Origin of the sequence: Streptomyces sp. NPDC087845 (assembly GCF_044742755.1) — a bacterium.
In the GTDB taxonomy this organism is placed as follows: domain Bacteria; phylum Actinomycetota; class Actinomycetes; order Streptomycetales; family Streptomycetaceae; genus Streptomyces.
Map to the genome: position 1 here is coordinate 1122803 of NZ_JBIUVC010000001.1, position 13226 is coordinate 1136028.

General features: G+C 71.0%; 17 protein-coding genes. 6 read left to right on the forward strand and 11 right to left on the reverse strand.

Going from position 1 to position 13226, the window contains the following annotated elements:
- Positions 1 to 84: 84 nt before the first annotated feature.
- A complete protein-coding gene (gene dtd, locus ACIOMQ_RS05160; RefSeq protein ID WP_362206415.1) occupies positions 85 to 534 on the forward strand; it encodes a D-aminoacyl-tRNA deacylase in 450 nt (149 codons plus the stop codon).
- A gap of 123 nt (positions 535 to 657) precedes the next feature.
- On the opposite strand, the gene ACIOMQ_RS05165 is transcribed toward dtd, so the two are convergent.
- The 3 genes from ACIOMQ_RS05165 to ACIOMQ_RS05175 form a co-directional block, all read right to left on the reverse strand.
- Positions 658 to 1623 carry a folate-binding protein gene (locus ACIOMQ_RS05165; protein ID WP_362206414.1) on the reverse strand — a complete coding sequence of 322 codons (966 nt, stop codon included), beginning with the start codon at positions 1621 to 1623 and terminating at the stop codon, positions 658 to 660.
- A 53-nt stretch (positions 1624 to 1676) separates the two neighbouring features.
- The gene (locus ACIOMQ_RS05170) at positions 1677 to 2147 is read right to left on the reverse strand and encodes a Fur family transcriptional regulator (RefSeq protein ID WP_362206413.1); all 471 of its coding nucleotides are present in this window, start codon (positions 2145 to 2147) and stop codon (positions 1677 to 1679) included.
- Between the two features lie 78 nt (positions 2148 to 2225).
- Complete coding sequence (locus ACIOMQ_RS05175; RefSeq protein WP_402187887.1) at positions 2226 to 2798, reverse strand: FABP family protein; 573 nt, start codon at positions 2796 to 2798, stop codon at positions 2226 to 2228.
- A 458-nt stretch (positions 2799 to 3256) separates the two neighbouring features.
- Here ACIOMQ_RS05175 and ACIOMQ_RS05180 point away from each other — a divergent pair, with 458 nt between their 5' ends.
- Positions 3257 to 3619, forward strand: a complete 363-nt coding sequence (locus tag ACIOMQ_RS05180; protein WP_362206411.1) for a DsrE family protein — start codon at positions 3257 to 3259, stop codon at positions 3617 to 3619.
- Positions 3620 to 3673: 54 nt separating this feature from the next.
- Here ACIOMQ_RS05180 and ACIOMQ_RS05185 read toward each other — a convergent pair whose 3' ends face one another.
- The 8 genes from ACIOMQ_RS05185 to ACIOMQ_RS05220 all read right to left on the reverse strand — a co-directional run bounded on the left by ACIOMQ_RS05185 (position 3674) and on the right by ACIOMQ_RS05220 (position 9539).
- The gene (locus ACIOMQ_RS05185) at positions 3674 to 3931 is read right to left on the reverse strand and encodes a DUF3099 domain-containing protein (RefSeq protein ID WP_362206410.1); all 258 of its coding nucleotides are present in this window, start codon (positions 3929 to 3931) and stop codon (positions 3674 to 3676) included.
- Positions 3932 to 4086: 155 nt separating this feature from the next.
- Positions 4087 to 4374, reverse strand: coding sequence for a DUF1416 domain-containing protein (locus ACIOMQ_RS05190; RefSeq protein WP_030925040.1), 288 nt, complete (start codon positions 4372 to 4374; stop codon positions 4087 to 4089).
- A 96-nt stretch (positions 4375 to 4470) separates the two neighbouring features.
- Positions 4471 to 5316, reverse strand: a complete 846-nt coding sequence (locus tag ACIOMQ_RS05195) for a sulfurtransferase (protein WP_362206409.1) — start codon at positions 5314 to 5316, stop codon at positions 4471 to 4473.
- 159 nt (positions 5317 to 5475) lie between these two features.
- Positions 5476 to 5583, reverse strand: a complete 108-nt coding sequence (locus ACIOMQ_RS05200) for a putative leader peptide (RefSeq protein WP_353782750.1) — start codon at positions 5581 to 5583, stop codon at positions 5476 to 5478.
- A gap of 239 nt (positions 5584 to 5822) precedes the next feature.
- Positions 5823 to 6512 carry a DUF2993 domain-containing protein gene (locus ACIOMQ_RS05205; protein WP_401758771.1) on the reverse strand — a complete coding sequence of 230 codons (690 nt, stop codon included), beginning with the start codon at positions 6510 to 6512 and terminating at the stop codon, positions 5823 to 5825.
- Between the two features lie 144 nt (positions 6513 to 6656).
- On the reverse strand, positions 6657 to 8240 hold the full coding sequence (locus tag ACIOMQ_RS05210) for a hypothetical protein (RefSeq protein ID WP_402187947.1): 1584 nt from the start codon (positions 8238 to 8240) through the stop codon (positions 6657 to 6659).
- Between the two features lie 94 nt (positions 8241 to 8334).
- Positions 8335 to 8589: a MoaD/ThiS family protein gene (locus ACIOMQ_RS05215; protein WP_362206406.1), complete on the reverse strand. Its 255-nt coding sequence runs from the start codon at positions 8587 to 8589 to the stop codon at positions 8335 to 8337.
- 41 nt (positions 8590 to 8630) lie between these two features.
- The gene (locus ACIOMQ_RS05220) at positions 8631 to 9539 is read right to left on the reverse strand and encodes an alpha/beta hydrolase (RefSeq protein WP_362206405.1); all 909 of its coding nucleotides are present in this window, start codon (positions 9537 to 9539) and stop codon (positions 8631 to 8633) included.
- Between the two features lie 313 nt (positions 9540 to 9852).
- On the opposite strand from ACIOMQ_RS05220, the gene ACIOMQ_RS05225 reads away from it, so the two are divergent.
- The 4 genes from ACIOMQ_RS05225 (at position 9853) to ACIOMQ_RS05240 (ending at position 13189) form a co-directional block, all read left to right on the forward strand.
- Positions 9853 to 10656 (forward strand): winged-helix domain-containing protein, encoded by an 804-nt coding sequence (locus ACIOMQ_RS05225; RefSeq protein WP_401758765.1) that lies wholly within the window; start codon positions 9853 to 9855, stop codon positions 10654 to 10656.
- Positions 10657 to 10680: 24 nt separating this feature from the next.
- Entirely contained in the window at positions 10681 to 11724 is a 1044-nt protein-coding gene (locus tag ACIOMQ_RS05230; protein WP_362206403.1) for a LacI family DNA-binding transcriptional regulator, read from the forward strand.
- 219 nt (positions 11725 to 11943) lie between these two features.
- Entirely contained in the window at positions 11944 to 12960 is a 1017-nt protein-coding gene (locus tag ACIOMQ_RS05235) for a trypsin-like peptidase domain-containing protein (protein WP_362206402.1), read from the forward strand.
- 10 nt (positions 12961 to 12970) lie between these two features.
- Complete coding sequence (locus ACIOMQ_RS05240; protein WP_402187890.1) at positions 12971 to 13189, forward strand: hypothetical protein; 219 nt, start codon at positions 12971 to 12973, stop codon at positions 13187 to 13189.
- Positions 13190 to 13226 lie beyond the last annotated feature (37 nt).

Consider the following 13226-nt stretch of genomic DNA (forward strand, 5'->3'; position numbering starts at 1 on the left):
GCATGGTGCCACTCCAGTGGGGCATATGTGGATGCTCTGTACCCGTTCAGCCCAAGACAGGTTCGCCAGGATAGGTTGGGCCATATGCGTGCAGTGGTGCAGAGGGTGGACGGCGCGAGCGTCACGGTGGCCGACGGCGCGAACGCGTCGGGCGGACCCGAGGTCGTCGGCGAAATCGTCGGCGAAGGACTGTGTGTGCTGGTCGGAGTCACTCATGGGGACACGCCGGAGAAGGCGGCGCAGCTCGCCCGCAAGCTCTGGTCGGTCCGCATTCTGGAGGGCGAGAAGTCCTGCTCCGATGTGAATGCACCGCTTCTGGTGATTTCGCAGTTCACCCTCTACGGGGACGCGCGGAAGGGGCGCAGGCCCACCTGGAACGCCGCGGCGCCCGGCGAGATCGCCGAACCGCTGGTCGACGAGGTGGTGGCGCAGCTGAGGGCGCTGGGGGCGCAGGTGGAGACGGGCCGGTTCGGGGCGGACATGCGGGTCTCGCTCACGAACCACGGCCCGTTCACCGTCATCGTCGAGGTCTGAACCCGGTTCCGGCCCGCGCCGGATGCCGGCCCGCCGCGAATCCCGGCCCCCGCCGGATACGGGGCGGACCGAGCCGTCGGTGCAGACGGTGCAGACGCTCGCGCGTAGGGAATCTGCGCAGAGCTACGGCTCCACGACCGTCTCCTGGGCGGCGGCCGTATCCCCCGCGAGCAGCTCCGCGTCCACCGCCACGTTCCGCTTGACCAGGGCCAGCGCGATCGGCCCCAGCTCGTGGTGGCGGGCGGACGTCGTGATGAAGCCCAGCTGCCGGCCCTCGGCGCCGTCCGCGGCGAGCCGTACCGGTGTGCCGTGTCCGGGCAGCACGACCTCGCTGCCGTCGAGGTGCAGGAAGACCAGCCGCCGCGGGGGCTTGCCCAGGTTCTGCACCCGGGCCACGGTCTCCTGGCCCCGGTAGCAGCCCTTCTGGAGGTGGACGGCGGTGCCGATCCAGCCCAGCTCGTGCGGGATGGTCCGGTGGTCGGTCTCGAAACCGAGGCGCGGGCGGTGCGCCTCGACGCGCAGGGCCTCGTACGCCAGGATGCCGGCCACCGGGCCGTGTGCGGCCGCGTACGCCGCCAGGTCGGCGCGGGGCAGGAACAGATCCCGGCCGTACGCCGTCTCCCGTACCGTCACACCGTCCGGGACCTCCGCGATGGAGCCGGCCGGCAGGTACACGAGGGCGAAGTCCTCGGTGCGGTCGGCGACTTCGACCCGGTAGAAGAACTTCATGGACTCCAGGTAGGCGACGAGATCGCCCTGCGTGCCCGGTTCCGCGTGCATCCACACGGTCTCGCCGTCGTCGACGAGGTAGAGGGCGTGCTCGATGTGTCCGTGCGCGGTGAGGATCAGAGCCTCGGTGGCCTGTCCCGGGGCGAGTTCGCTGACGTGCTGGGTGAGCAGCAGGTGCAGCCAGGCCAGCCGGTCGCTGCCGGTGACGGTGACGACGGCGCGGTGCGAGAGGTCGACGAGGCCGGAGCCGTCGGCGAGGGCGCGCTGTTCTCGGAACAGATCACCGTAGTGCGCGGCGACGCCTTCGTCGCGGCCTTCGGCGGGGACGGCGCCGGGCAGGGACAGCAAGGGGCTCTTCATGCGACCAGCGTACGACGCGATTTACGGCTCGGGGCCGGCCGCCTACGGCTCGCCTACGGCTTGGGACCGGCCGCGTCGGCCGGCCGTGCCGCGGCTGCGGACGCCGCCTTCGCCGTGCAGTCGGCGCAGCGGCCGAAGATCGCGAAGTGCTTCATGTCCGTCTCGAACCCGAAGCTGTCCTGCAGCTTCGCGGTGAATTCGGCGACGACGCCGACATCGGCCTCGATGACGTTCGTGCAGTCGCGGCAGACCAGATGGATATGGTGGTGGCGGTCCGCCAAGTGGTACGTCGGCGCCCCGTGCCCCAGGTGGGCGTGGCTGACCAGCTCCAGCTCCTCCAGGAGTTCGAGCGTCCGGTAGACGGTGGAGATGTTCACACCGGACGCCGTCCTGCGCACCTCGGCGAGGATGTCGTCGGGTGTCGCGTGTTCCAGCGTGTCGACGGCTTCCAGGACAAGCTGCCGCTGAGGCGTCAGCCGATAGCCGCGCTGCCGGAGATCGGTCTTCCAGTCGGTGCTCACCACAGGCCCAGTGTAGGACCGGGTGAGCACCTGACCGCAGCTGTGTGCGAGAGGAACCCGTGAACTGCTCGCATCCGCGAATTACTTGAAGAAGGCGATGCCGTCGTCCGGGAGGTCGCCGAGGCCCTTCGCCATCGCCTCGACCTCTTCCGGGGTGACGACCTTCTTCAGGTGCGCCGACATGTACGGACGCAGCTCCACCTCGGGGGTGGCCTTCTCGCCGACCCACATCAGGTCGCTCTTCACATAGCCGTAGAGACGCTTGCCACCGCTGTACGGGCCGGAGGCCGCGGTGCGCGCCACCGCATCGGTGACCAGGTCGATCTGCGGCTTCTGATCGGCCAGCTCGCCGTACCAGATCTCGACGACGCCCTGGTCGCGGACCATGACGACCTCGACCTTGCGGTGCTTGTCGATGCGCCAGTAGCCCGACTCGGACTCCAGCGGCCTGACCTTCTTGCCCTCGGAGTCGAGCACCCAGGTGTGCGAGGTGTACTCCAGGAAGTCCCGGCCGTCCTGGCTGAAGGAGACCTCCTGGCCGAAGTTGCACTGCTCGGAACCCGGGAAGTCGGAGACACCCGCGCCCGCCCAGTTGCCGAGGAGGAAGGCCAGCGGGACGAGGTCCGGGTGGAGGTCGGACGGGATCTCGATCATGAACGGCTCAGACGATCTGTGAGGTGGGCGAGGGAAGGAGGGATCAGCGCTGACCCTGGTAGAGCTTCTTCACGGTCAGGCCGGCGAAGGCGAGAACGCCGACGCAGACCAGGACCAGCAGGGCGGAGAAGAATGCCTCAAGCACGGGAACTCCTTGGAACGAGCGGTAGGGCAGCAGTACGGGGCCCGGCCCCAGCCTAATGGGTGGGGGCCGGGCCCGCCGTTTCGGGGCTTGCGCCGGGAACGCCGAGGTGCGGGGCGGCCCGGCGGCCGGTTCCGCGGGGCCGGCGTCCGGGCCCCGCAGGCCCGGCGTCCGGTGGAACGGCGCGCCGATCCTGCGGAACCGGGACGGCGGTCTCCCACCGGGCGAGGGACGGCACCGCGCGCCGGAGCGGCCGCTTCCGCGAGGCGTTCCCGCTGGGCGCCGGCGGTTCCGCCCGGCGATTACAGTTCGGCACATGCCGAAGAAGCTCGTGATCAAGGTGACTGCCGGTGCCGACTCAGCCGAGCGCTGCTCGCAGGCGTTCACGGTGGCCGCGGTCGCCGTGGCCAGCGGGGTGGAGGTCTCGCTCTGGCTGACCGGGGAATCCTCGTGGTTCGCCCTGCCGGGGCGCGCCGCGGAGTTCGAGCTGCCGCATGCCGCGCCGCTGCCGGATCTGATCGAGTCGATCCAGGCGGGCGGGCGGATCACCCTCTGCACGCAGTGCGCGGCCCGTCGCGACATCACCGAGCAGGACGTCCTGGAGGGCGTACGGATCGCGGGCGCCCAGGTCTTCGTCAGCGAGATCATGGCCGAGGGCGTCCAGGCCCTCGTCTACTGACGCACCCCGCGTGCCCGTCCCCCGCGGCACAGAGGGGGACAGCCGTCAGCGCCGTCAGTGCCGTTTCTTGCCGTCGAGTTCGTCCCACCACTCGTCGGACTGCGGGTCGCCCGACGGGTCGTCCCACCAGCGGTCCTCCGGGCCCCGCCGGTTGGCGACCATGGCCGCGAAGGGCGGGATGACCATGGCGACGACACACATCGCTATCGCGGCGGGCATCGACCACAGCCGGACGAAGGCCCAGGCCGACACGAAGAGGACGATGCAGCCGCCCATCATCAGGAAATAGCCACGACGGCGTCGGGCGTACATACGTCAAGCGTAGGCCCGTTCCGCACCCACGCGAACGGCACGAAGGGCCGTACCCCGCTTCAGAAGGCGTCCAACCCCTGGGGTACGGCCCTTCGGCCGGTGAGGTGTCGCGGGAGCACCGGGCCGGTCGGCCGGACGGGCTCCCGCGTTCGGTACTAGACGGCGATGGCGACCTCGGAGAGGCCACCGGTCTGCGCCACGACCGTGCGGTCGGCGCTGCCGCCCGGGACGAGGGCGCGGACCGTCCACGTGCCCTCGGCCGCGTAGAAGCGGAACTGTCCGGTCGCCGAGGTCGGGACCTCCGCGGTGAACTCGCCGGTCGAGTCCAGCAGGCGCACGTAACCGGTGACGGGCTCGCCGTCGCGGGTCACGCTGCCCTGGATGGTGGTCTCACCGGGCTTGATGGTCGAAGCGTCGGGGCCGCCGGCCTTTGCTCCACACATGGTGTTCTGTCCTTCTGGGTCGGGGGTCGTCCTGGTCCGGATCGCGCTGGTCCGGATCGCGCTGGTCCGGATCGCGCTGGTCCGGGTCGTGCGGAGTTACTTGTTGGCGCCGAGCTCGATCGGCACACCGACGAGGGAGCCGTACTCGGTCCACGAACCGTCGTAGTTCTTGACGTTCTCCTGGCCGAGCAGCTCGTGCAGCACGAACCAGGTGAGCGCGGAGCGCTCGCCGATGCGGCAGTACGCGATGGTGTCCTTCGCCAGGTCGACCTGCTCGTCCTCGTAGAGGGCCTTGAGCTCGTCGTCCGACTTGAAGGTGCCGTCGTCGTTGGCGTTCTTCGACCACGGGATGTTGCGGGCGGTCGGCACGTGGCCGGGGCGCTGGGACTGCTCCTGCGGGAGGTGCGCCGGGGCGAGCAGCTTGCCGCTGAACTCGTCGGGCGAACGCACGTCGACCAGGTTCTGGTTGCCGATCGCCTTCACGACGTCGTCGCGGTAGGCGCGGATCGACTCGTCCTGCGGCTGGGCCTTGTACGCGGTGGCCGGGCGGGACGGGACCTGGTCGCCGTCGACCAGGTCGCGGGAGTCGAGCTCCCACTTCTTGCGGCCGCCGTCGAGCAGCCGGACGTCCTGGTGGCCGTAGAGCTTGAAGTACCAGAACGCGTAGGACGCGAACCAGTTGTTGTTGCCGCCGTACAGGACGACCGTGGTGTCGTTGCCGATGCCCTTCTCGGACAGCAGCTTCTCGAAGCCCGCCTGGTCGATGAAGTCGCGGCGGACCGGGTCCTGGAGGTCCTTGGTCCAGTCGATCCGGATCGCGTTCCTGATGTGGTTCTTCTCGTACGCCGAGGTGTCCTCGTCCACCTCGACGAGGGCGACCTGCGGGTCCTCGATGTGGGCCTCGACCCAGTCGGCGTCTACCAGGACGTCACTGCGGCTCATTCTGTTCTCCTCCGGGGCAGTCTGCGGCGAGATGGTGCGAGAGGGTGCGTGATGCGTATGTACGGCGGCGCAGGGTGCGGCGCACGTGCGACATGCGATCGGGATGGGCCCTGAATCGGTCCGAGGGGCCGGGGAATGCGGGGTACCGAAGGCTCCCGCTCAGACAGTGCGACAGAGCATGGCGGCGACGCGGCACAGGTCCACTGCCCGCCGCTTCGTGAGATCCGCCCGTCCCCGCTGCGGGAGACCGCCCATAGAGCACTGCATGGGACCGATCGTAGGGAGGTACGGGCGGACATGTCACCGTCGTATCGCATCCTGAGACTGGATCGTCCGCGATGCGAGACGTGGGCCGGATGGCGGTACCTCTCGCGGAGCTCTCCCGCCGCCCGTACCCGTCGGCCATCTGCGGATCGGACACGGCCGTCTCACTATGTGGAGCGCCGGGCCGTGGCAGCGCCCGGGAAGGCCGGGGCCCCGCCCCGGCGGGACCTGTCCGGCGGGACCTATCCGGCGAGCCGTACGTCCGTGCCCGCCACCGAGATCTCCAGACCGTCGGCGGTCGGCTGGATCTTCCGCAGCTTCAGGCCGCTGGGCAGCCCGCCGGCCTCCAGCGCGAAGTCGGTCTTCTGGCGCACCGCGCCCTCCAGCCCGGGAATGCCCTTGCCCGGCACCTTGTCCGCGTGCACCTTGAGGGTGTGGCCGTCGACGAGGGTGACGGTGGAAAGCACACTGCGCGACAGCGGGTTGCCGAGGACGTCGACCGTGCCGGTCACCTTCACCTTGCCGTTGCCGCCGTACTCGACGGCGACGCCGTCGCCGGCCGCCGCGGTCAGGTCCCGGTACGAGATGACGGCGGTGCCGGTGGCGCGCGCGGCGGTGGCACTGGAGTACCCGTCGGCCAGCTTCACCTCGTGCAGCGCGGCGTTCATCCTGCTGATCCGGACCCTGCGGCCGTTGGTGTCGGTCTCGATACCGGTGATCTCGACATCGACCTCGTCGAGCTGCGAACCGGCGATCTGTGTCAGGAACGGAAATCCCTTGATGGAGATGTCCGTGGAGCCGATCGTGGCGCCGGTGACCTGGACCCGGTCCGCGGCCTCCGACTCCGCGAAGTACACCGCCGCCCGGTCGACGGCGACGAAGATCCCGCCCAGGACCACCACTATGACCAGCAGTATTCGCAGTGCACGCATGCCCGCTCTTCCCCCACCCTGCATCCGGTCGGACCCCCGGCGCCCGTGCGTCCGTCATGAACGCACAGCACGCCCGGGTTGATCGACGAGCGGTGACCCCCCTTCGGTTCCCGTTCGGCTCCCGAAGGGGGTGACCGGTCCGCGCTACGAGAGCGCGCGGCCGAGCAGGTAGACGGCGGGGGCGGCGGCGGTGAGCGGCAGCGCCACACCGGCGGTCATGTGCACGAACCGCGACGGATAGTCGTAGCTCGCCACCCGCAGCCCGATCAGTGCGCATCCGCCCGCCGCGAGGCCGAGCAGCGCACCCTTCGTGCCGAGATCGGTGAACGCTCCCGCCGCGGCACCGGCGCCCGCGGCGGCGAGCAGCGCCACCACGACCGAGGCCGGACCGGGCAGCGGCAGCGCGCGGACGAGCACGGCGACCGCGACGGCCACCGCGCCCGCCGTCACCGCGTCCGGGACCGCCGCGAGGTGCCCGGCGGCCAGGACCGAGAGCGCGGCCGAGGCGACGGTGGCCATCAGCCCCTGCATCCGCTCGTCGGCGCTCGCGTGGCTGCGCAGTTGGAGGACCACGGTGAGCAGCACCCAGATCCCGAGGGTGCCGAGAAGGGCGGCCGGTCCGTTCTCGCGGCCCGAGGCGAGCAGCGCGACATCGGCGACGAGGCCGCCGGCGAACGCGAGCGCGATGCCCTGCCGGGCCGGCCACATGCCGTTGAGCCGGAACCACCCGGCCGCGGTCACGGCCTGGAGCAGCACCAGCGGTACGACCAGGGCGTACGGCCCGATCGCGGCACCGAGGGCGAGCAGCAGCCCGAGTCCCGCGGTGAGGGCGGCGGGCTGCATGCCCGGCGCGATGATCGGCGAGCGGCCCTCGGCGCGGGCGCGCTGGGCGTCGGTGACGCGGCTGTTGCCCAGGGTGGTGGGCGCGCTGTATCCGGCGGCGTCGAGCGCGGACGCGGTGGTGGCGGGGGGCGCGTCCGCGGGTACGGCCGCCCGGTCCGGCTCGGCGGCCAGGGACGCGGCCTGGGCGGGGGCCTGGGCGGGGGCCGGGGCCTCGGGAGGCAGCGGGTAGGCGCCGGAGGCGCCCTGCGACTGCGCGTGCTGCGGCTGCGCATGCTGCGGAAGGGGCGGCGGAGAGGCGGTCCCCGCGGTGGCCGGAACGGGCTGTTGCACCGGCTGAGCGGGTTGCACGGGCTGAGCGGGCCGGATGGTCGGCTGGTACTGGGTGTCCCAGGTCTGGCCCTCCCAGGTCTGCGTGACGCCGGGATCCTGCGGGCCGTGCGCCGCGGGTGCGTCGCCCTCCCGCGATTGCCCGGTCGGCCACGCGGGCGCGGGGCCGGCCTGAGGCGCCTGGTTCGGGTCGTGCGTGCCGTACGCCTGCTGCGGCGCTCCGTACGCCGCCTGCTGACCGTGGGGCCGGCCGCCGTACGACTGGTCGCCGTAGGCCTGGTCACCGTACGACTGGTCGCCGTAGGCCTGGTCACCGTACGACTGAGCACCGTGGGTCTGGCCGCCGTACGACTGAGCACCATAGGGCTGCGCATCATGGGCCTGGTCGCCGTAGGGCTGCGCACCATGGGCCTGGTCGCCGTAGGGCTGCGCACCATGAGTCTGGCCGCCGTACGACTGCTGACCATAGGGCTGCTGACCATAGGGCTGCTGGCCGTACGGCTGGTTCCCGTACGGCTGGGAAGGCTGCGGCTGCGGCTCCGGCTCCCGGCCGCTCAGCGGATCGTGCCCCGGCTCGTGCCCGTAGCCGTAGCCGTGGCTCGGGTCCTGTCCGTACGGACGCTGTTGATCGTTGCTGCTCATGTTCTGCGGTTCACCCTCCTGCGAACGGCGGGAGCACCTCGACCGTGCCGCCCTCGGCAAGGCGTACGGTCTCATGACTGCGGGTCCCCACGGGATCACCGTCGACGAGGAACGAGCACCTTTGCAGCACTCGGGTGAGCTCGCCGGGGTGGCGCTCGCGCACCACGTCGAGCGCCTCGGCGAGGGTCGCGGCGGCGTACGGCTCCTCCGCGGTCCCGGCGGCGGCCTTCGCGGCGGCCCAGTAGCGGATCGTTCCCGCAGACATGGCGGAGTTCCTCTCGTCTCGCATCAGCTGTCCATCATGAATCACCGCGCCGCCGCCCAGTCGCCGATGCGGGTGAGCAGGCTCTCGTCTGCGGCGTTCTCGGCGTGGCCCATGCCGCGCTCCAGCCACAGCTCGGCGCCGTCGCCCGCCGCTTCGGCCAGCATCCGGGGGTGGTCCAGCGGGAAGTACGGGTCCCGGTCGCCGTGCACGATCAGCAGCGGGGCCGGGGCGATCAGCCCGGCCGCCCCGACCGGGGAGAGCGGGACCGGATCCCAGTCGTCGCGGTCGATCCGGGTGCCGAACCCGTAGCGGCCGACCAGTCGGCCGGCGGGCCGGGTGACCATCCAGTGCAGGCGGCGCATCGGGGCCGTGCCCCGGTAGTACCAGCGGGCGGGGGCGCTCACGGCCACCACCGCATCCGCGTGCCCCTCCACATGCGCCCCCGCGCACGCCTCGATGCGCCCCTCCCGCTCCGCGACCCCACCGTCTTCCGTGCCGGCCGTTGACCGGCCCGTGTACAGCGCCCCGTGCCGCAGCACCACGGAGCCGCCCATCGAGAACCCGACGGTCACGACCCGCCGGTGTCCGAGCGCCCGCGCCCACTTCACCGCCGCCGCCAGATCCAGCACCTCGCGATCCCCGACCGTCGACCGCCCGCCGGACCCGCCGTGCCCCCGGAACGAGAAGGTGACCACCGCCGCGCGCCGGCCGAGAACCCCGGCGGCACGCCGCACCGCGGGACGGTCCACCGATCCGGTGAACCCGTGCGCAATCACGATCGCAGTACCGTCGAAGGATGTTTCCGCAACGGCTCCGGCACCCGCCGTACACGGCTCGTACACCGCCTCGATACGGACCCCGTCATCGGTCCGCAACGCGGTGCGCAGAGGACCGGGCGTGATCAAGGGAACAGAAGAACTCCGAAATCGTCCCTCGGACACAGAACTCATGTGGGCTATTCTGCTGGGAAGAGGATCCGGGCAAAGCAGCCCCCGGGTCCTTTTGTGCTTTTCAAGCGTTGTTACGGCGACGTTTCCACAAGCTCAGCGGTCCCGGGGCGCGGGGCCGCATCCGTAAAACCGTGTGACGAATGTCGTACGGCGAGCAGTGCGAAAGCCAGCACGAAACGTACGAAGAAGTGCCGCATACTCCCCCGGGCCGGAGCCCGGGAGTGCCCCTCTCGCAGGGAACGAGGAGGACCGACGTAATGGGCGAGCGAACTGTGCACGATCATCGACCGACGACCCAGGCAGGTGGGCGACGATGAGTTCACTGCTGCTCCTGACGAATGCCCTTCAACCGTCGACGGAGGTGCTTCCGGCCCTCGGTCTCCTGCTGCACAGCGTGCGGGTGGCGCCGGCCGAAGGCCCCGCTCTCGTCGACACCCCCGGTGCCGAAGTCATCCTGATCGACGGCCGCCGCGATCTGCCGCAGGTGCGGTCGCTGTGCCAGCTGCTGCGGTCCACCGGACCGGGCTGTCCCCTGATCCTCGTCGTGACGGAGGGCGGGCTCGCGGCCGTCACGGCCGACTGGGGCGTCGACGACGTACTGCTGGACACGGCGGGACCGGCCGAGGTCGAGGCGCGGCTGCGGCTGGCCACCGGTCGGCAGCAGATCAGCTCCGACGACTCCCCGATGGAGATCCGCAACGGCGATCTGTCGGTCGACGAGGCGACATACAGCGCGAAGTTGAAAGGCCGGGTCCTGGACCTGACCTTCAAGGAATTCGAACTGCTCAAATATCTGGCGCAGCACCCGGGCCGGGTCTTCACCCGTGCCCAGCTGCTCCAGGAGGTCTGGGGCTACGACTACTTCGGCGGTACGCGGACGGTCGACGTCCATGTGCGGCGGCTGCGCGCCAAGTTCGGCCCGGAGCACGAGTCGCTGATCGGCACGGTCCGCAACGTCGGCTACCGCTTCGTCGTACCGGAGAAGGTGGAGCGTGCGGCCGAGGAGGCCAAGGCCGGGGCCGCGTCGAGGACGGCCGCCGAACCCGTAACCCGTTCGGAGCAGTCGAGGGCGGCCGGAGCCGCGCAAGAAGCCCCGGTCCAGCCTGCCAAGAGGTAGGTATATCCGCGTAGACTGCCGCGCGTGGCCAAGGTGACGCGGGACGATGTGGCGAGACTGGCGGGTACGTCGACCGCGGTCGTCAGCTACGTCATCAACAACGGACCCAGGCCGGTCGCCCCGGCCACGCGCGAGCGGGTACTCGCCGCGATCAAGGAGCTGGGGTACCGGCCCGACCGGGTTGCCCAGGCGATGGCCTCGCGGCGGACCGATCTCATAGGGATGATCGTGCCGGACGCCCGGCAGCCGTTCTTCGCGGAGATGGCGCACGCGGTCGAACAGGCCGCCGCCGAACGCGGAAAAATGGTGCTCGTCGGCAACTCCGACTACCGCGACGAGCGCGAGGTCCACTATCTGCGGGCCTTCCTCGGCATGCGGGTCTCCGGGCTGATCCTGGTCAGTCAGGGCCCCAGCGAGCGGGCGGCGGCGGAGATCGAGGCATGGGACGCGCGGGTCGTGCTGCTGCACGAGCGGCCCGAGGCGATCGACGACGTCGCCGTCGTCACGGACGACGTCGGCGGCGCCCAGCTCGCCACCCGGCACCTGCTGGAGCACGGCAACGAGTACGTGGCGTGCCTCGGCGGCGTGGAGTCCACACCTGCGGTCGGTGACCCGGTCGCCGACCACGTCGAGGGCTGGCGCCGTGCGATGCACGAGTCGGGGCGCTCGACGGAGGGCCGGCTCTTCCAGGCCCCGTACAACCGTTACGACGCCTATCAGGTGGCGCTGAAACTGCTCGCGGGGCCGGACAGGCCGCCGGCCATCTTCTGCTCGACGGACGACCAGGCCATCGGCGTACTGCGAGCCGCGCGCGAGCTGCGGATCGATGTACCCGGGGATCTCGCGGTGGCGGGCTTCGACGACGTGAAGGAAGCGGGGCTGACCGATCCGCCGCTGACGACGGTCTTCTCCGACCGCCCGGCGATGGCACGGGCGGCCGTGGACCTGGTGCTCGACGACTCGTTGCGGGTGCAGGGGTCGCGGCGGGAGCGGCTGAAGCAGTTCCCGTCGGCGCTGGTGGTGCGGCGGTCGTGCGGGTGCGGGGAGCCCACGGCCGGGACGCGGTAGCGAACGGGGCGGGGCAGAGGCAGTAGCGCACGGGACGGCGGGACGCGGGAGAGCGGGCCGGGGCAGTGGGACGGGCACGTCCGGGCCCCGGTCGGCACCGCTCGGTTCTTTCTCCGCACAACGGGCAGCCGTACTCCTTATATCGGGCATACGAGGTTCTGCCGGGCTTCTCAGCGCGTGCTCAGGTTTCTCTCATCTTCGGCGGCCAGGCTCTTTTTCATGACAGAGAGCCAGCGCCCGAGCGGCGAGTACCCGATGTACCCCTCGTACGGCAACGGTGACGCGTCCTACCCGCCGCCGCCGTCCTACCCGCCCGTCCCCGAGGCGGCCACGCGCCGGCGCCGGGCCAAGCGGCCGGTGGCCCTCCTGGCGGCCGTGGCCATCGCGGCGGGCGTCGTCGGCGGCGGCACCGCCGCCTTCGTCGGCCGGCTCACCGGCGGCGACACGAACAGCACGGGCGGCGGCGTCGTCCCCGGCACCACCGTCTCGCAGAGCAGCAAGGGAACCGTCGCCGGTGTGGCCCAGGCCGTCTCGCCGATGATCGTCGAGATCAACGCGACCTCGACCGCGGGCAAGTCCACCGGTTCCGGCGTGGTCATCACGTCCGACGGCGAGGTCGTCACGAACAACCACGTCATCTCCGGCGCCTCGTCGATCAAGGTGAGGCTCAGCACCGGCAAAACGTACACCGCGAAGGTCGTCGGGACCGACGCCGACAAGGACCTCGCCCTCATCAAGCTCCAGGGCGCGAGCGGGCTGAAGACGGCCACGCTGGGCGACTCGTCGGCTCTCTCGGTCGGCGACCAGGTCGTCGCGATCGGCTCGCCGGAGGGCCTGACCGGCACCGTCACCAGCGGCATCGTCTCCGCCCTCGACCGCGACGTCACGGTCGCCAAGGAGGACGGCAACAGCCAGGGCCAGGGTCAGGGCGGGCAGAACGGCGGCCAGCAGTGGCCGTTCGAGTTCGGCGGCCGGCAGTTCAACGGCGACACCGGCGAGTCCACCACCACGTACAAGGCCATCCAGACCGACGCCTCGCTCAACCCCGGCAACTCCGGTGGCGCGCTCATCAACATGAACGGCGAGATCATCGGCATCAACTCCGCGATGTACTCGGCGAGTTCGTCCGGCGGATCCGGCGATTCCGGCGCGGGCAGCGTGGGTCTCGGCTTCGCGATCCCGGTGAACACGCTCAAGGCCGACCTCGACACCCTGCGGTCCGGCACCGGCTCCTGAGGAGGCACCCATGCACCATCCCGCGCGAACCCCCACCGGCCCGGCCGACCTGGCCCTGCCTCTCGCCCTCGTCACGGAACTCCTGACGGGACTCGCGACGGAACCGGCGACCGGACTCCTGACGGACGGCGCTCCGGAACGTGTCCCGGGACGCGTCCCGGAGGTCCGTACCGCCGCAGCCCGCGAGCGCCGGGCCGCGCGACGGCGGGCGGCGGCCGTGCGAGGCTGACAGCACAACGGTACGCACGGAACGAAAAGAGGACAAC